This window comes from Spirillospora sp. NPDC052269 (genome assembly GCF_040679435.1).
Taxonomy (GTDB): Bacteria; Actinomycetota; Actinomycetes; order Streptosporangiales; family Streptosporangiaceae; genus Spirillospora.
This window is the reverse complement of the sequence record NZ_JBFAUU010000012.1, coordinates 220,359-238,224: the sequence shown is the minus strand read 5'-3', so window position 1 is coordinate 238,224 and position 17,866 is coordinate 220,359. Positions and strand designations below refer to the sequence as shown.

The 17,866-nt window shown below is 72.3% G+C and carries 13 protein-coding genes; 7 read left to right on the top strand and 6 right to left on the bottom strand.

What is annotated here, in order from left to right; translation table 11 throughout:
- Positions 1–40 precede the first annotated feature (40 nt).
- Together AB0L06_RS26280 and AB0L06_RS26275 are read left to right on the top strand one after the other, a co-directional pair.
- Positions 41–793 (top strand): ABC transporter ATP-binding protein, encoded by a 753-nt coding sequence (locus AB0L06_RS26280; RefSeq protein WP_500233755.1) that lies wholly within the window; start codon positions 41–43, stop codon positions 791–793.
- On the top strand, positions 787–3,132 hold the full coding sequence (locus AB0L06_RS26275) for an FtsX-like permease family protein (RefSeq protein WP_500233754.1): 2,346 nt from the start codon (positions 787–789) through the stop codon (positions 3,130–3,132). The genes AB0L06_RS26280 and AB0L06_RS26275 overlap by 7 nt, the downstream gene beginning before the upstream one ends.
- A gap of 63 nt (positions 3,133–3,195) precedes the next feature.
- On the opposite strand, the gene AB0L06_RS26270 is transcribed toward AB0L06_RS26275, so the two are convergent.
- Positions 3,196–4,209, bottom strand: coding sequence for a zinc-dependent alcohol dehydrogenase family protein (locus AB0L06_RS26270; protein WP_500233753.1), 1,014 nt, complete (start codon positions 4,207–4,209; stop codon positions 3,196–3,198).
- 113 nt (positions 4,210–4,322) lie between these two features.
- On the opposite strand from AB0L06_RS26270, the gene AB0L06_RS26265 reads away from it, so the two are divergent.
- Positions 4,323–5,123, top strand: a complete 801-nt coding sequence (locus AB0L06_RS26265) for a helix-turn-helix domain-containing protein (protein ID WP_500233752.1) — start codon at positions 4,323–4,325, stop codon at positions 5,121–5,123.
- A gap of 671 nt (positions 5,124–5,794) precedes the next feature.
- Here AB0L06_RS26265 and AB0L06_RS26260 read toward each other — a convergent pair.
- Both AB0L06_RS26260 and AB0L06_RS26255 read right to left on the bottom strand, forming a co-directional pair.
- Positions 5,795–6,925: an acyl-CoA dehydrogenase family protein gene (locus AB0L06_RS26260; protein WP_500233751.1), complete on the bottom strand. Its 1,131-nt coding sequence runs from the start codon at positions 6,923–6,925 to the stop codon at positions 5,795–5,797.
- 255 nt (positions 6,926–7,180) lie between these two features.
- Positions 7,181–10,798: an indolepyruvate ferredoxin oxidoreductase family protein gene (locus tag AB0L06_RS26255; RefSeq protein ID WP_500233750.1), complete on the bottom strand. Its 3,618-nt coding sequence runs from the start codon at positions 10,796–10,798 to the stop codon at positions 7,181–7,183.
- A 148-nt stretch (positions 10,799–10,946) separates the two neighbouring features.
- Here AB0L06_RS26255 and AB0L06_RS26250 point away from each other — a divergent pair, with 148 nt between their 5' ends.
- Both AB0L06_RS26250 and AB0L06_RS26245 read left to right on the top strand, forming a co-directional pair.
- Positions 10,947–11,489 (top strand): Lrp/AsnC family transcriptional regulator, encoded by a 543-nt coding sequence (locus AB0L06_RS26250; RefSeq protein ID WP_500233749.1) that lies wholly within the window; start codon positions 10,947–10,949, stop codon positions 11,487–11,489.
- 380 nt (positions 11,490–11,869) lie between these two features.
- Complete coding sequence (locus AB0L06_RS26245) at positions 11,870–12,556, top strand: hypothetical protein (protein ID WP_500233748.1); 687 nt, start codon at positions 11,870–11,872, stop codon at positions 12,554–12,556.
- A 55-nt stretch (positions 12,557–12,611) separates the two neighbouring features.
- Here the strand turns inward: AB0L06_RS26245 and AB0L06_RS26240 are convergent, their stop codons facing one another.
- The gene (locus AB0L06_RS26240) at positions 12,612–13,610 is read right to left on the bottom strand and encodes an adenylate/guanylate cyclase domain-containing protein (RefSeq protein ID WP_500233747.1); all 999 of its coding nucleotides are present in this window, start codon (positions 13,608–13,610) and stop codon (positions 12,612–12,614) included.
- Positions 13,611–13,650: 40 nt separating this feature from the next.
- On the opposite strand from AB0L06_RS26240, the gene AB0L06_RS26235 reads away from it, so the two are divergent.
- The gene (locus tag AB0L06_RS26235) at positions 13,651–14,487 is read left to right on the top strand and encodes a MerR family transcriptional regulator (protein ID WP_500233746.1); all 837 of its coding nucleotides are present in this window, start codon (positions 13,651–13,653) and stop codon (positions 14,485–14,487) included.
- On the opposite strand, the gene AB0L06_RS26230 is transcribed toward AB0L06_RS26235, so the two are convergent.
- Positions 14,476–16,287, bottom strand: coding sequence for an RNA polymerase sigma factor (locus AB0L06_RS26230; protein WP_500233745.1), 1,812 nt, complete (start codon positions 16,285–16,287; stop codon positions 14,476–14,478). The two genes, AB0L06_RS26235 and AB0L06_RS26230, sit on opposite strands and share 12 nt — an antisense overlap.
- Before the next feature lie 235 nt (positions 16,288–16,522).
- Between AB0L06_RS26230 and AB0L06_RS26225 the strand changes: the two genes are divergently transcribed.
- Positions 16,523–17,446, top strand: coding sequence for a DUF1906 domain-containing protein (locus AB0L06_RS26225; protein ID WP_500233744.1), 924 nt, complete (start codon positions 16,523–16,525; stop codon positions 17,444–17,446).
- Between the two features lie 114 nt (positions 17,447–17,560).
- Here the strand turns inward: AB0L06_RS26225 and AB0L06_RS26220 are convergent, their stop codons facing one another.
- Entirely contained in the window at positions 17,561–17,710 is a 150-nt protein-coding gene (locus tag AB0L06_RS26220; RefSeq protein WP_500233743.1) for a hypothetical protein, read from the bottom strand.
- Positions 17,711–17,866 lie beyond the last annotated feature (156 nt).

Here is a 17,866-nt window from a genome sequence, read left to right as displayed (position 1 = left end):
TGATCGACCCGGCCCGGCCCCGGGCGCTTGGGTTGAGGGCATGGACATCGTGCGGCTCACCGCGGTGAGCAAGACCTACGGGACGGGATCCGGTGCCGTCACCGCCCTGGACAAGATCTCGTTGGGTTTCGCGGAAGGCTCGTTCACCGCAGTGATGGGCGCGTCCGGATCGGGCAAGTCGACGCTGCTCCAGTGCGCCGCGGGGTTGGAACGTCCGACGGCGGGGGCGGTGTCGCTCGAGGGCGAGGACCTGTCGCGGCTGCGCGAGTCCGCGCTGACCAGGCTGCGCCGCGAGAAGATCGGCTTCATCTTCCAGTCCTACAACCTGCTGCCCGCGCTGAACGCCGAGCAGAACGTCGGCATGCCTTTGCGGCTGGCCGGACATCGCCCCGACGCCCGCGCCGTCCGCGCCGCGCTGTCGGCCGTCGGCCTCGCCGACCGGGCCCGGCACCGCCCGGCGGAGCTGTCGGGCGGCCAGCAGCAACGCGTCGCCATCGCCCGGGCGCTGGTCGCCGCGCCGCGCGTCCTGTTCGCCGACGAGCCGACCGGCGCCCTGGACAGCGCCTCCTCCCGCACCGTCCTCGCGATCCTGCGCGGCCTGGTCGCCGACCACCGCCAGACGATCATCATGGTCACCCATGACCCCATCGCCGCCGCCCGCGCCGACCGTGTCGTCTTCCTCGCCGACGGCCGCGTGTCCGGCACCCTCGAGCACCCCGACGCCCCCACCGTCGCGGCCCACCTGACCTCCCTCGAATCCGCTGGTCAGGCCGGGGAGGTGACGTCGTGCTGAGCGTCGCGGTCGCGGGGTTGCGGGCCCGCTGGGGGACGCTCGTGGGGCCGCTGGCGGCGTTGGCGCTCGGTGTCGCGGTGATCGCGACGATGGCGTTGGTGCTGGGGGCGGCGTCCGCGGATCCGCACCGGTCGCCGCAGCGGTTCGCGGCCGCGCCGGCCGTCGTCCAGGCCGATCCGAATCTGCGGTTGCGGGATCGCTACGGGACGCCGACCGCGGTGCCGTTCGCCGAGCAGCCCGCACTGCCCGCCTCGGTCATCGCGCGCTTCCCGGGCGCGGCGTTGGACCGGAGCTTCCCGGTGCGGTTGTCCGATGGGGCTTCCGATCGGGTCGGGCATGGCTGGGCGTCGGCTGCCTTCGCTCCTTACTCCTTGGTCTCAGGGCGTGCGCCGGTTCGTCCGGACGAGATCGTCATCGCAGGTGAGGGCCAGGTTGGGCAGCAGGTGACGGTGCGCGCCGGTGAGCGGGACGGCGCGTACACCGTCGTCGGCATCGCCCGGCCGGGCCCGCGCGCGGTGGAGGTCGAGCGCGCGGTCTTCTTCAGCGATGCCGAGGCGGCGCGGTTGTCGCCGTCCGTGGACGCGCTGGTGCCCGCCGACCGGGCCACAGCGCAGCGTGCCGCCGGAATTCCGGGCGTCCGGGTTTTGACCGGACGCGATCGGGCGCTCGCCGATCCCGGCGCGCTGCGCGATCGGGCCGACCTGATGTCCCTGACCTCCTTCCTCGGCGTCGCGGCGCTGCTGTCAGCGTCGGTCTCGCTCTACGTCACCGCGAGCGCGTTCGGGCTGTCGGTCGCGCGCCGCCGGCGTGAGTTGGCGTTGCTGCGGACGCTCGGCGCGACTCCGGTGCAGGTCGTCCGGGCGGTCGGCGCCGAGGCGGTGCTGGTCGGGGTGGCCGGATCGGTCGCCGGATGCGTGCTCGGGCTGATCGGCGGCCCGCTTCTGGCACGGTGGATGGCCGGGCACGACATGGCGCCCGCCTGGTTCACCGTCCCGCGCGACGCCGGAGCGGTCGGGCCGCTGGCCCTCGCTTTCGCGGCCGGTGTGCTGGTCGCCGTGCTGGCGGTGGTGGCCGCCTCGGTGCGCGCCGCGACCGTTCGTCCGTCCGAGGCGATGCGCGAGGCGGACGTCGAGCGCGGAGGCTCGGGCCTGCTGCGACGCCTGGCCGGCCTGGCGGCGTTCGCCTGCGGCGTGGGGTTCCTGCTGCTGACCGCGGTCGTGGCGCCCGACATGGCACTCGACGCCAAGACCGACGTCGAACTGGCGCTGCTGGTCGTCGGCGGCGCGGCGATGCTGGCCCCCACACTGCTTCCGCCGCTGGTCAGGATGCTCACCTGGCCGTTCACGCGGGGTGCCGGGCCCGGCGGACTGCTGGCTCGCGAAAGGGTGGCCACCGGATCGCGCCAGGCCGCCGGGACGATCGTCCCGCTGGTGATCACGTTGGGACTCGCGCTGGCCGTCCTCGGCGCGACGGGGATCGCCCAGTCGGTGCAGAGTCGCGGGCTTCACGACCAGGCCGCACCCGCTGACCTGGTGGTCCTCCCGTCCGGCGGGGGCGGTCTGCCCGCCGCGCTGGTCGCCCGGGTTCGCGCCGTGCCGGGCGTGGCGGCGACCGCCGTCACGAACACGAGCGTGCTCGCCCGCGAACCCGCGTTGACGCCGTTCCACCTGGAAGCGCCGACGCCGGTGCCGTTCTCCGCCATCGCCGTCGACTCCACGGCGGTGCTCGGTCTGCACGTCCGGCAGGGCTCCCTGGACGGCCTGAACGACACGACCGTGGTGCTCGACGGCTCCTGGCACAAGCGTGTCGGGCAGCGGATCCAGCTGTGGCTGGCCGACGGGACCCCCGTATCGCTGCAGGTCGCGGCCGTGTTCGATGCCGCGCCCGGTGCTCCGCGGATCGTCCTCGGGCCGCATCGTGCCGGCGCCACCGCTCAGCCCGACCGCATCTATCTGCGAGCCTCGTCGGGTGCCGTCCCGGCGGTGCGGGGAGCCATGGCCGCGAACGGCGGTGCGTTCGGCGCGCCCGATGCCAAGGTCGTCACCAAGTCCGGGTGGACGGCCGCCGTCAGCGACCGCCAAGCCGAGCAGACCCGGATCGGGCTGCTCGTGATGATCGGTATCGCCGGGGTCTACGGGGCCATCGGCACCATCGCCACGGCCGCCACCGCGATCTCCGGACGCCGCCGTGAGCTGGCGCTTCTTCGCCAGATCGGGACGACACGCCTTCAGGCGCTGCGGTTCGTCTGCCACGAGTACGCGCTGCTCGCGGTCGCCGGGACCCTGACCGCCGGAGGCGCCGCGGGCGTCGTCCTCCTCGGCCTGAGCGGCGCGAGCTGATGCGCATGGCGGTCGGCCCGGGTCGTGCGGGGCCGACCGTCCATCGTGGTGCGAGCGACGTCCTCAGGCGCGGGAGATGATGATCTTGCCGAAGCTCTCGCCCGACGCGCAGTGCTCGAAGGCGTCGTGGAGCTTCTCGAAGGGGAAGACACGGTCGATGACGGGACGCAGCCGATGCGCCTCGACGGCGCGGTTCAGTTCGAGGAAATGGGCTCGGCTGCCGGTGGCGACGCGGTGCAGTGCGGCGCCCGCCATGAACAGGACCGACGGGTCGACGGGCCTCGCCCCTTCGGCACCGGACAGGAAGTGGCCCACGAAGGCGACCTCGCCGCTCATCGCGACCGACTTCAGCGACTTCTCCAGCGGGCCGGACGTGTCGACGACGCGGTCGACGCCCTCCCCGCCGGTCAGGGCGCGGACGGTCCCGTCCCAGTCCGGGTCCTCGCGATAGTTGATCACCTCGTCCGCGCCGAGGGCGCGCAGCCGCTCGGCCTTGGCGGCGCCGGACGTCGTGACGATCACCCGCGCCCCGGCCGCCTTGGCGAATCGCAGGACGAACAGCGACACCGCCCCCGACCCGAGGGTGAGCACGGTCGCACCCGGGCGGACCGGGTTGCCGCTGGTCAGGGCGTTCCACGCGGTCACCGCGGCGAGCGGGAACGCGGCGGCCTCCTCGTCCGACAGATGGTCCGGGATGGGCACGACGCCGTCCTCGTCCAGCAGCGCGTACTCGGTCAGCATCCCGTCGATTCCGGTTCCGAGCTGGGCGGCGTTCTCGCGGCGGAACGGGCCGTCCAGCCATTGCGGGAAGACGGTGGCCGCCACGCGATCGCCCAGCTGGACGCGGCCGACGCCCTCGCCGACGGCCACGACCTCCCCGACTCCTTCGCAGCCGGGCACGACGCCGGGACGGATCGGCATGACGTACCTGCCGGCCAGCACCATCAGGTCGCGGGAGCCGATCGAGGCCGCGCGGACCCTCACCACGATCTGCCCGCGTCCGGGCTCGGGCTCGGCCCGTTCGTGGAGTGTCAGCCCGGCAGCCCCTTGACCTGGGGTGAATTGGTAGCTCTTCATCACGGCCTTCTCTCAGAGGTGTTCGTCCGGGGACGATCGTCCGAGTGGACGCCGTGCCCGGCAATTCCTCCGGGGGAATCGCCCGGAGCATGGACGGCCTTTAGAACGGTGTGGTGAGCGATACCTATGTGCGGAAGAGCATCGGGACCGAGCTGAAGCAGTGGCGTGCGGCCCGGCGGGTCAGTCAGCTCGAGCTGGCCCTGCAGGCGGGGACGACCCAGCGGCACCTGAGCTTCATCGAGAGCGGCCGCTCCCGTCCGGGACGCGCGATCGTGATTCGGCTGGCCGAATCCCTCGGCCTGTCGCTGCGGGAGCGGAACCACCTGCTCGCGACGGCCGGTTTCGCACCGGTGTTCACCGAGTCCGGGCTGGACGAGGCGGCACTGCGTCCCGTCCGCACCGCGCTGGAGCAGATCCTGCACGGCCACCTGCCATATCCGGCGCTGGTCATCGCGCCGTACGGCCGGGTCGTGGCCGCCAACGACGCCGTCGAGGTCTTCACCGAGGACGCCTTGCCCGAGCTGCTCGAACCGCCGATCAACATGCTGCGGCTCATGCTCCACCCCGAGGGGATGGGGCCCAGGGTGGCGAACCTGGACGAATGGGGACGGCACGTCATCGAGAACCTGCAGGCCAGGGCCATGCGGAGCCCGGACCCACGCCTCGACGCCTTCGTCGACGAGCTCGCCGGATACGTCCCGCCCGCCCCGGTCAGGCCCGGCCACCTGGGGTTCTCCGTCCCCATGCGACTGGCGTCGGCGGACGGCGAACTGCGCCTGATCACCACACTGACCTCGTTCGCGACCGCCACCGACATCACGCTCGCCGAGCTCCATCTGGAGGCGTTCCTGCCCGCCGACCAGGCCACGGCCGACCTCCTGCGCATCCGCGCCGAACGCCGCCGCCCGTCCTAGCCCAAGGCCGGTCTGGACGTTCCGCTAGCCGGATGGCGGGTTGCCCGGCGAAGCGGTTTCCGCCTGACGCTCCGCCAGCCGGATGACGGCTGCCCCGCGAAGCAGGTTCCGTCTGAGGCTCCGCTGGCCGGATGCCGGCTGCCGGCGAAGCGGTTCCGTCTGACGCCACGCTGGTCACGCCGCCAAGACCGTGGCCGCTGGGCACCGCGAAAACGGCGGCGCGGCGGACGAGTTCGGCACGGCCTCCCGGGAGCTGAGCTATGGGCTTCGAGGTCATCCGCGCCTACGCCTGGTGAGGGGGCCTCGTCCCGTTGGCGATGCGCGATGTTGGGCACGACGGCCAGAGCGTACGGGTTGTCGGCGACGAAGAACGGCACCATGTCGACCACGACCAGAGCCGTCCGAGTCGGCCGCAACACGGGATACGCGTGACGACGTCCCCGTCGTGCCTCATGCCTGGCGTACTCGCGAGCATCGATGTGCCAGCGATGAGTGCTCGCCATACACCCGATCACGCATCAGCCGCCCTGGCCGTCGGCACCTTCGACAACCGCAGACACCGGTTGCCCCGTGCCGTCCAAGGAGGACGGCACGGGGCACCGCCACGATCCACCTGCCTGGCGAGAGCGCTGGCTCGTGCGCGCCCGGGGGGTGGGATGCGTGCGGCTGGGTCAGCGGGCCAGGGAGCGGGCGATGACGAGGCGCTGGATCTGGTTGGTGCCCTCGAAGATCTGCATGATCTTGGCCTCGCGCATGAAGCGCTCCACGGGGAAGTCACGCGTGTAGCCGTTGCCGCCGAGAACCTGGACGGCGTCCGTGGTGACCTTCATGGCCGCGTCGGTGGCGGTGAGCTTGGCGACGGACGCCTCGCGCGAGTACGGCAGTCCCAGGTCGCGGCGGCGGGCCGCGTCCAGGTAGGTGGCGCGGGCGGACACCACGGCGGCGGCCATGTCGGCCAGCAGGAAACCGAGGCCCTGGTGGTCGATGATGCGGCGGCCGAAGGTGGAGCGCTCCTTGGCGTAGGCGACCGCGTGGTCGAGCGCCGCCTGGGCGAGGCCGACCGCGCAGGCGGCGATGCCGAGGCGCCCCGAGTCCAGGGCGCTGAAGGCGATCCGGAGGCCCTCGCCCTCGGCGCCGATGAGACGCTCGTCCTCGATCAGGGCGCCGTCCCAGTTCGCGGTTGTCGTGGGGACGGCGTGCAGCCCCATCTTCTCTTCCGGACGTCCGAAACTGAGACCCTCGGTCTGACCGGGCGTGAGGAAGCAGGAGATCGAGTCGCCGGTGCGGGCGAACAGCGAGTAGAAGTCGGCGCGTCCGCCATGGGTGATCCACGCCTTGGTGCCGGTGATCCGGTAGCCGCCGGTCGTCCGCTCGGCCTTGCAGGTCAGGGCCGCCGCGTCCGACCCCGCTTGCGGCTCGGAGAGGCTGTAGCCGCCGACCACGCCTCCGGCGAGCATCTCCGGAAGCCAGCGCTCCTTCTGCGCGTCCGTCCCGTACGTGAACAGCGGGAAGCATGCGAGCGTGTGGACGCTGGTGGCGACCGCGATGGCCGCCCAACGCGCCGACAGTTCTTCGATGACCTGGAGGTACACCTCGTAGGGCTGCCCGCCGCCGCCGTACTCCTCCGGGTAGGGCAGGCCGAGCAGACCCGCTTCCCCGAGCATCGCGAAAAGACCCTCGGGATAGGTCTCGGCACGCTCGTGCTCGTGCACGCGCGTCAGGAGCTCCTTGTCAGCGAGCTCTCGCGTCAGGGCGATGAGGTCACGTGCTTCATCGCTCGGCAGTAGACGATCGACGGTCATTGTCTTCCTCCAGAGGCACCCACAGGCGATCCCACCTTGCCACGAAGTTATCCACAGTTCGGAGCGCGGCTTTCCCCACAGGTCACCGGCCCGCGACGATGGATCTCACGGGCCGATGACCGGTCCTGGGCCAGGCTCACGCGAGTCGTTCGGCTCGGGGGTTCGGGGTGGCGGGGGCGCCCGACCCGGCCGGACGGTGCGCCCCCGGACGGTGCGCCTCCCAGACGCACCGGCCAGGGGCGGCCGGCGATCGGGTCAGGCGAGCTGGTGCGGACGGTCCGTCCGGTCCGCGGCGGTGAGGTCGGCGAGCGTGGCCTGGGCGCGCTCGCGGTACTCGGCGACGCGGGCGAGCTTGATGTCCTCGTAGCCGCGGACGGTCTCGGGCAGCCGGGCGAGGTCGACCACGGCGGCGACGGTGCCGGGGGTGAGGTGCGCCAGGGCGCTCCGCACCAGGTCCCGGTACTCCTGGACGAGCTCGCGCTCGATCCGGCGGACCTCGGCGTAGCCGAACAGGTCCAGGGTCGTGCCGCGCAGGCCACGCGCGGCGCGCAGGGCACGGAACGCGACCGGGGCGGTCCGGGTCAGCCGGATCTTCCGCTTCATGCCGAGCGCGCGAAGGATCGGCGGGTGCAGCATGACCGAGACCTTGGCGTCCGGGCCGAACTCCTCCTCGCGCTTGGCCCGCTCCACGGGGTCGAGGTGCAGCCGGGCGACCTCGTACTCGTCCTTGTAGGCCATGAGCTTGTGAAGGGAGGTGGCGTAGGCGAGACCGACGCGCAGGGCCGCGTCCTCGTCGACGTGCTCGGCGGCGAGCGCGGTGACGCGCCGGACGTCCTCGGCGTAGCTGCGTGCGTAGTTCTCGTTCTGGAACTCGATCAGATCGGCGACCCGGATGCTCAGGGCCTCCTCGAACTCCGCCCCGCTCCGCGCGGGCACGGCCTGCTCGGCGATGGTCCGGGCGACCGGCGTGAGCGAGATCAGCGGACGCGCCGGGGGCTCGACCGCGGCCTGGACGGCCTTGAGGTCCAGCGCGGCGGCCCGGCCCCAGCGGAAGGCGGCCAGGTTCTTGTCGACGGCGGCGCCGTTGAGCCGGATGGCGTCCTCGATCGCGTCGGCGGAGACCGGCAGGCAGCCGTGCTGGTAGGCGGCGCCGACCAGGACCATGTTGGCGGGCATGTTGTCGCCGAACAGGGTCTCGGCGATGCCCTGCGCGTCCAGGTACAGGTTGTCGGGGCGGCTGGTGACCGACTCGACGCGGGTCAGCGCCTCGTCCGGGGAGCCCGGGAGCGCGACGCGGCCGGTGATCATCGCCGCCGTCGGGACGAGCGCGGTGTTGACGACCGCGACCGTCCGGCCCGGCTCGGCGGTGGCGAGGTTGCCCTCCGCGGCGGCGCCGAGCAGGTCGAAGCCCAGCAGGACGTCGGCCGTGCCCTGGGTGGCGCGCAGCGCGCCCGGCACCGGCCGGGCGGAGAAGCGCAGGTCGCTGACGACCGGGCCGCCCTTCTGCGCCAGTCCGGTCTGCTCCAGGCCGGCGGCGTAGGAGCCGTCCAGCCGGGCCGCCATCTGCAGGATCTGCGAGACGGTGACGACTCCGGTGCCGCCGATTCCGGGCATGCGGAGCAGCACGTCGGCGTCGCCGAAGCGGCGGACGGGCTCGGTCAGCGCGACCGGGAGCGCGGGCAGCGACCGCTGCCGCCGCGTTCCCGGCTCGACCAGCAGGAAGGACGGGCAGTCGCCCTTGAGGCAGGAGAGGTCGGTGTTACATGACGGCTGGTGAATGCGGGTCTTGCGACCGAACTCGGTCTCCACCGGCTGCACCGAGAGGCAGGTGGACTGCTCGCCGCAGTCCCCGCAGCCCTCGCACACGCGCTCGTTGATCAGCACCTTCTCGGCGGGGGTCGGGAGCTTGCCGCGCTTGCGCAGGCGGCGCTCCTCGGCGGCGCACCGGTCGTCGTGGATCAGCACGGTCACGCCGTCCAGCGCGGCCAGCTCGGTCTCCACCTCGGGCAGGTCGTCGCGATGCCGGACGTGCGCGATCGGGTCGAGCGTCACGCCCCGGTAGTCGGCCGGGGAGTCCGTCGTGATCACGACGCGGCGGACGCCTTCGAGCGCGAACCAGCGGGTGAGCGTCGGGATGTCCAGCCGGCCTTCGGCGGTCTGCCCGCCGGTCATGGCGACGGCGTCGTTGTACAGCAGCTTGTAGGTCATCTTGACCCCGGCGGCGACGGCGGCGCGGACCGCCAGCGAGCCCGAGTGGTGGAACGTGCCGTCCCCGAGGTTCTGCACGAAGTGCTTGTCCTTGGTGAACGGCGCGAGGCCGATCCACTGGGTGCCCTCGCCGCCCATCTGGGTGAGGCCGAGCTGGTTGCCGCGTCCGGCGCCGTCGAGCGCGATCATCACGTGGCAGCCGATGCCCACGCCGACGAGCGTGTCGTCCGACGCCTTGGTGGACGTGTTGTGCGGGCAGCCCGAGCAGAAGTACGGCGTGCGCGCCGCCACGACCGGCAGCGACAGGCGCCCCTTCTTCCGCGGCTTCCGCAGCACGACGGCCGCCCTGGGCAGCCGCTTCTCGCCGAACCGCGCGACCAGGGCGCGCACGACGTCCTCGGACCCGACGGTCCCGCGAGAGGGCAGCAGCTCCTTGCCGTCCAGCCCACGACGTCCGATCACCCGCGGCACCCGCACCTCGGCGACGCCCGCGGCGTCTGCGCTGTCCGCGGCAACTACGGCGTCCGCGGCGTCCGTGGCGGCTGTGGTCACGGCGGCGGCGTTCTGTGCGGGCGGCCCTGCGGGGAGGGCCGCGGCGCGGCGGACGGCGTCGGCGTGGTCGTAGAGGACGGCCTTGAGGTGCTGCTCGAGGAAGGGGACCTTGTCCTCGACGACGAGGACCTCGTCCAGGTCGGAGGTCATGCGGGCCAGCTCGGCGTCGTCGAGCGGGAAGGGCATGCCCAGGCGGATGAGGCGGAGGCCGAGGTCGTTCATGGCGGCCTCGTCCAGGCCCAGGTCGGTCAGGGCGCGCTGGACGACGGCGTACTGCGTGCCGGAGGCGACGATGCCGAGGGCGGTGTTGTCCGCGCCGAAGGCGATGCGGTTGAGGCCGGCCTCGCGGGCGTAGGCGCGGGCGATGTCGAGGCGCCGGGTGAGCATGTCGTGCTCGGCGTCCAGGGAGGCCGGGCCGACCAGCGTCGGGGCCTTGCGCTCCTCGTGGACGGGCATCGGGATGTTGCGGCGGATCTCCTCGAGGTCCACCACGGCGGACGCGTCGGCGATGTCGGCGACGATCTTCAGTCCGGCCCAGAGGCCGCTGGCGCGGGACAGCGCGACGGCGTGCAGGCCGAACTCGATGATCTCCGCGACGGTGCCGGGGGCGAGCAGCGGCAGCGAGAGCGACTGCGCCATCGGCTCGCACGAGCTCGGCACGGTCGACGACTTGCTGGCGGGGTCGTCCCCGATCCACGCGACCGCGCCACCGAGGGCGGCGGTCCCGGCGAGCTGCGCGTGCCGGATGGCGTCGGCGGCCCGGTCGAGGCCGGGGTTCTTGCCGTACCAGTACCCGGTCACGCCCTCGTGACGGCGGCCCGGCACCTGGCCGAGCAGCTGGGTCCCGGCGACGGCGGTGGCGGCGAGCTCCTCGTTGAGTCCCGCCTGGAAGACCACCCCGGCCTCGTCCAGGAACTTCGCGGCGCGTCCCATCTCCAGGTCGACGCCGCCGAGGGGCGAACCCTGGTAGCCGGAGACGAACGCGCGCGTGTCGATGCCGCGCGCCGCGTCCAGCCACCGTTGTTCCAGAGTCAGCCGCACCAGGGCCTGGACGCCCGAGATCAGTACTCGCCCCTCGCGCGCGGTGTACCTGTCGTCAAGCCGGACGCCCATCGAACCTCCTCGTTCACGCCCTGTGGCGTGGAGCACAGCACCTGGAAACGGTCAAACGCAAGTAACTGCCGACATACGCCCCACAAGACGCAAAGATTTATACTGAGGGTCGGCATTTCGCCGTGGACTTTGCGTGAGGAGCCTCGTGATGACCGAGCTTGATGACATCGACCACTCGCTGCTGCGCCTGCTCCGCCAGGACGCCCGCCGCACCTTCTCCGAGATGGCCGAGAAGGTCGGCCTGTCCGTCGCCGCCGTGAAGCGCCGCGTCGACCGGCTGCGCGACCTGGGCGTCATCACCGGCTTCACCGCCCAGATCGACTACGCCAAGCTGGGCTGGGGCATCGAGGCGTTCACCGAGCTCCGCTACGCGGGGTCCGCCCCGGTCAGCGAGATCATCCGCACCGCGACCGTCGCCCCCGAGGTCCAGGCGATCTACACCACCGCCGGCGACCCCGACGCCCTGGTCAGCATCCGCGCCCGCGACATGCGCCACCTCCAGCAGGTCATCGACACCCTCCGCCGCGCGGGCAACGTCACCGGCACCAAGACCCTCATGGTCATGGACGTCTGGACGCGTTCCGACGTGGACCCCTCCACCCCCACCCGCCCGTCCGCGCCGCTCTCCCCCACCCGTCCCACCACCACCTCGTCCCCCCGCCCCTCCACCTCCCCTCGCGACACCCCCTGATCCCGCCCCACCCCGGTTCAGCGCTCCCGCCCCGCCACCTCACTCCGCGACATCCCCCTGATCCCGCCCACCCTCGTTCAGCACTCCCGCCCTTGTGCGACCGTCCGCGCACCCCTGTGTCACTCGCTCCGCCTCGCTTCCCTGCTGCAGCGCGCGTCCGCGCCCGTGACGGAGTCCGCGCCTGCGTGGGAGTCCGCGCTCGCGTTGGGGTCCGGGGTCGCGTTGGGGTTTTGTGTCCGCGCTCGGCGTGGTCGCGCTGGTCTGTGTTTGGGGTGCGTAATGAAGGGGTGGGGCTTGCGCGGGACGGGGTGTGTTCGTCATTTATGCCAAAGAGGTGGATGGCGTGTTAGTTGGTGGGTCGAAAAGGTTATATGTGGTGGGTGATCTCTAAAGAGCGGTACATCGCGGAGTCTCTGTTTCAGGAGGCGGAGCGGGACTTTGAGCAGGCTCGGGCGGACGTCCGGGGAGCTGCTCGCGCGTATGAGGTGTGCCGGGATCGGGGGCCTCTCAGTAAGTGGACGAGAGAGGCGCGGTCGGCGTGGAATCTCAACGTGATGGAGTGGATCGCGGCGACCGTTCGGCTGGAGGAGGCACTCGAGAGGGTGCTGCTTCTGGAGCAGGTGGACGGGAATGGGGCGGCGCCGTCCTCGGGGCTTCATGACATGGCCGGGGTCGAGGCGCATTTCGGTGGGGCGCTTCCGGTGAGGGAGATCATCAGGAACCTTGACCGGGCCCTCGAGGACCGGGTGCATCGGACGGGTGAGACGTTCGAGAGCGCCACCGAGAAGGTGCAGAAGTGCCGTGCGATGACCGACCGGGCCTTTGCGGTGTACCGGGAGAAACGGCTTGTCGTCGCTCCGGAGGAACGCGAGGCGCTTCGCGAGGCCTGGAGGTCTTCGCTCGTGATCTGGTCGCAGGCGCTGCGCGATCGGGAGACAGCGCGGGAAAAGGCACTGGCCGCGCTTCAGCGGGCCGACTGGCATCTCGCTGGAGTTGAGGGCGACTCAGCGGCCTCGCTCAGTCCTCACGTCAATGACTACGAGCCCGAAGAGGACGCCCTCTTCTGACGCCGTTCGTGAATGGCCTTGCCCCAAGGCTTGCCCCGCGAACCGAACCGTCCCGTCAGGTGAGAGGACGGCGGAGGCGGTAGGGGCGGACGCGGCCCAGGCCCTGGAGGTGGCGGGGGCGGAGCGGGCTGATGTCGTAGTCGGCGTCCGCCAGTTCGGCGGCCAGGGGCGCGTCGATGAGGAGGGTGCCCCGGTGGGCGGCGGCGGTCAGGCGGGCGGCGAGGTTGACGGGGGTGCCGAAGACGTCGCCCAGGCGGAGGACGACCTCGCCGTACGCGAGGCCCACGCGGACGAGCGGGAAGTCGGGGTCGGTGGTGTGGCGTTCGGCGAGGCTGAGGCCGATCTCGGCGACGGCACGCGGGTCCGCGGCGACGAAGAAGGCCTCGTCGCCGAGCGTCTTGACGATGCGTCCGCCCAGGTCGGCGACGGTCTCGGCGGTGACGGCCTCGAAGCGTTCGACGAACTCGGCGAGGGCCGGGCCCTCCATGCGGCGGCTGAGCGAGGTGAAGGAGACGATGTCGGCGAAGCCGACCGCGAGGCGGGCGACGCCCAGGTCACCCGATCCGGACGCGTCGCCGCTGGCGGCCGTGACGCGCAGTCCGGCGGCGGCGAGCTGGCGGCGCCAGCCCTGCAGCAGCAGCCCTTCGAACCGGGGACGCAGCTGCTCGGTGAAGCCGAGGATGGTCTGCATGGTCTCCGGGGTCAGCTCGACGTCCTCGGGCAGGCGGGCGGCGGCGCTCGGCAGCCAGACGTCGACGACCCAGCTCGCCAGGCGGCCCATGGTCTGGCCGACGGCCCGGACGAGCTGGAGCATGCCCTCCTCGTCGACCAGGCCGTCCGCGACGAGCCGGTCGATCTCGACCAGCGCGCGGACGTCGCCCTCGGTGAACGCGACCTCGTCGTCGGACGGGGCGGGGAAGCCGAGCGTCTGCCAGATCCGGCGGGCCTTCTCCGGGGGCATCCCGGCGAGCTCCTCGACCTGCGCCCGGGTGTACTTCAGGCGGTCGGCGAGCAGGCTCTCCTCGATCTCCTGCGCGACCTGCGGATCGATCACGGGGTCACCTCGCGATGTCTCATCCGGCGATGTGCCAAGGGTGGCGCGTAAGATCGACCCGGGTCAAGCGGCGGAGGGCACGAGGCAGGGCGGGGGCATGGCCGGGTACCGGATCGACGAGCTCGCGCGGGCGGCGGGGACGACCGTCCGCAACATTCGCGCGTACCAGGACCGGGGGCTGCTCCCCCCGCCGCGGCTCGAGGGACGCGTCGGCTTCTACGACGACAGCCACCTCGCCCGGCTGCGCCTGATCGGCAACCTGCTCACCCGCGGCTACTCGTCCGCGATCATCAAGGACCTGCTCGCCGCCTGGGAGACCGGCCGGGACGTCGGCGACGTGCTGGGCCTGGAGAAGGTCCTCACCGATCCGTGGTCGGACGAGCTGCCCGGCACCGCCACGCTGGACGAGCTGATCGACAGTTTCGGCCCGGACCGCGATGAGGCGCGGATCGCCGCGGACCTGGAGCGGGCCGTCGAGCTGGGGTTCGTCGAGCCGGACGGCGACCACTTCCGCGTGCCGTCGCCGCGCCTGCTGCACGTCGGCGCCGAGCTGGTCGCGGCCGGGATCCCGCTGGACGCCGTGTTCGAGATCGCGCGGCAGATCCGGGACGACTGCGACGTCATCGCGGGACGTTTCGTCGACCTCGTGCACGAGCACGTCTTCAGCCGCCTGGAGGACGGCCCGGTCCCGGCGGGCGAGGATCTCGCGGAGGTCGCCGAGGTCGTCAGCCGCATGCGTCCGCTGGTGAAGATGGTCGTGGACCCGTTCATCGCCCGCGCGATGGAGACCCGCGTCCAGTCGGCGCTCGGCGAGCAGCTCGAGACCCTCAGCGACCACCTCACGCGCGCGTCCGCCGCCGCCGCGTCAGAGGACTGAGATCCCCCAGACGACGGTGACCGCCTGCGGCGGGCCGTGCGGGCCGGTGAAGGTGAGCGTCGCGCGTCCCGGCAGGTTGATCAGGCCGGTGTGCAGGGTGACCATGACGTCCCGCGAGCCGTTGGGGGACAGGCCGCCGCTCTGGTCCTGCAGCGTGATCTGCTGACTGGACGACTCGGCGCTCCAGGTGACCGGGCCGTCCTCGGCCTTGAGTCGGATCGACCCGGAGCTGCGTCCGTACAGTTCGAGCCGCGTCGTCAGCACCTTCAGCGTGCCCGAACGCGGTGTCACCGGCGGCGTGGTGGGTGGGGGCGGGGGCGGCGGGGCCGCCGGAGGCCTCCCGCGCTTTCCGGGGTAGGACGGTGCCTTCGAGTGGTCACCGAACTGTGGCGCCGGCGGTTGCTGCCCGCCGCCTCCGGCCGGTCCGCGCGCCTGCGGATGTCCGCCTCGTCCGGAAGGCGCGTGCGGCGTCGTCGCCGTGACGGACGGCAGCGGACGCAGTGGCCAGTCGAACGTCGGGACGCCCAGCTGCGACCCCATGAACACGATCGCGGCGAGCGCGGTGAGCAGCGCGCCGCCCATCCCGCCGGTCGCGAACATCCAGCGCCGCGCGTACGGGGACGCGATGTCCGGCTGCGTCGGCAGCCCTTCGGGCGTCAGCGCGCCGCCGCGTCCGGCGATGTCGGCGCGGTATCCGGCCAGCTCAGGATCCGTCGCCGTGTGCAGGACGCGTCGTCGCAGCGCGTCACTCGGCGCGGACGCGGGCGCGAGCACCAGCAGTCCCGCCGCGCGCACCTGCCCTCGTGCGCGGCATGCCGTGCACCCTTGGATGTGCTCGTTCAGTGCGCCGTCGATGACGTCCTGCGAACCCGTGCCCGACTCGGTGCGCCGTCCACAAAGCCTGGACGAGGCGCCGGGCCTGGGCCGCGCGTGCGCCGCGGCCCGCCGTCCGCTTCCTGACTCCGGACGCGCGCCACCCGTGCCACGTCCTCCGAACCGCGCCGGTGCGTCGAACCGCAGGACCGACCGTGCCAGTCCACGCACCCGCACCACGCTCTGGGCTCCGAATTCGCCGCTCCCGACGGGTGACCGCGCAGCGGACTCCCCACACGACGGCGAGGTGCGAGGCCCGGGGGACGTGCCCGTTCGGTCCGTGGACGTGCCGTTCGCCCAGTCCGTCCGGCGGGTGGACGCGGGCCGCCGGGCGCAGGAGCCCGCCGCCAGGGCGAGCGCGTCCTGAAGAGAGGCCTCGAGCTCGACGCGCGCCCCGCCGATGAGCGCGGTGACGCGCCGGCGCGAAAGACCCCAGAGAAGTCCCAGCTCAGCGGGGTGCAGACCATGCCGGACGGTCAGCAGCAGCAGTTCGCGTTCGTTCGAGTCCAACCGGTTCACCGCGGACTCGAGCAACGACCGCAGCTCGGCGGTGGGCGGCAGGACGGCGCTCGGACGCGCGTCCGGACGCCGGCTCCGCCGCGGACTCGGGTAGCTGAACGGGCGGTTCGGCTCCCACCGGAGATCGGGCGCGTGGCCGCGCTGCAGGCAGCGGCGCCGGACCGCGCCGTACAGCCAGATCCGCAGGTTGGCGTGGTCGCGGACGCGCGGTGCGCGTCGCCAGGCGTCCACGAACGCGTCGTGGACGATGTCGTCGGCGGCCCGGACGTCGCCCGTCATCGCGGCGGCAAAATCGAACAGTCGCTCCGCGTAGGCGTCGTAGAGCATGGCCAAGGCCTCCGCGTCGCCGTCGTTCAGCCTTCGGACGAGGCGTCGGGTGGCGACGTCGGGCGGTGACCACCTGGGCATGTGCGCTCCCGCAGCGAACGGGGCCCCGCACGCCACGGGACGTCCGGACAATAGGGCCCACTCTGGATACACCCACGTACCCCTCCAGCACCATTCGAACCCGGGAAAAATCACCGCGCAGGGGTTTCCCTATGCCCCCGAACCGGGCTACCCGGTCGTTTGGGCTGAAGCCTGGCGGTGAACATGGCACAGTGCCCTCTGATCGGCCCACCCCGACCAACAGGAGGGAGTCGAGGTGAGCATCTTCGGCATCGACTACGCCTGGGGACGCCCCGGCCCCAGCGCGCTCAACCGCGCCGGGGCGAGGTTCGTCTGCCGGTACCTCTCGCACGACTCGTCCGGCAAGACCCTTACCAGGGCCGAGGCCGACCAGCTCTCGAAGGCCGGCCTGTGGCTGGTCGTGGTCTGGGAGAGCACGGCGTCCCGTGCCCTCGCCGGACGCGCCGCCGGAGTCGCGGACGCGACCGAGGCCGCCAGGCAGGCCCGCGCCTGCGGCATGCCCGCCGACCGTCCGATCTACTTCGCGGTCGACTTCGACGCGTCGTCCGGACAGCAGGCGGCGATCAACGCCTACCTGGACGGCGCCGCATCGGTCATCGGCCGCGCGCGCGTCGGCCTGTACGGCGGATACGGCCCGGTCAAGCGCGCCTTCGACGCCGGGAAGATCCACTGGGGCTGGCAGACCTACGCCTGGTCGGGCGGACGCTGGGACAAGCGCGCGCAGCTCCAGCAGTACTCCAACGACCACACGATCAACGGTGTCGGCGTCGACTACGACCGCGCCGTCCACTCCGACTACGGCCAGTGGCGCGTCGGAGTCTCCCCGACCCCGCCGACGACCCCGCCGCCCCCTCCGACGGAAGAGGACGACATGCCCTACGGCCAGCTGAACAACGGCGCGAACGCCGTCACCCCGATCTCCTTCCCGAGCGGGAAGCACGCGATCGGCTTCCTCTGCGACAACGGCCTCCAGGGGCTTCCGCCCGCGAAGCTGCGCGTCGCCGTCCACGACAAGAACGGCTGGTCCGTCGACGAGGTCACCGTGGACAGCACCCGGTCCAAGACGGTCGTCCACTTCAAGGACGCGTCGAGCACGGACGGCGTGTCCGTCCAGCGCCTGGACAGCGGCCAGGTCAACGTCGCCTGGGACTGCTCCTAGCCACCCCGCCGCCGTCGCGGCCGACGTCTTCGTGACGGCTGCCACGCGAACGCCCCCTGCGCACACGATCTCCATCCGCGCAGGGGGCTTCTCTTCGATGGAACGTGGTGCGGATCAGCGGGTGCGTTCGACCACGCAGCCGCAGGGCTTCAGGGCCAGCAGGTCGTCCCCGGCGGGTTCGGCCTCGCGCACGAGGGTTCCGCACATCGGGCAGCAGGACAGGTCGGCGCGCGGCGCGCCGTCAAGATCGCTCGAAACCGTCACGACGGCCCAGCCTAGTGCCGCCGCCGTCCGCGTCCGGCGCGGGGCGCGGCGCTTTTGCCGACTGCCGACCGGCCATCGCCCACCGCGCCGACGACCGACCACGGCTACCGCGCGGACGACTGACCTTCGGCCATCGCCGCGACGGGCGTCGTCTGT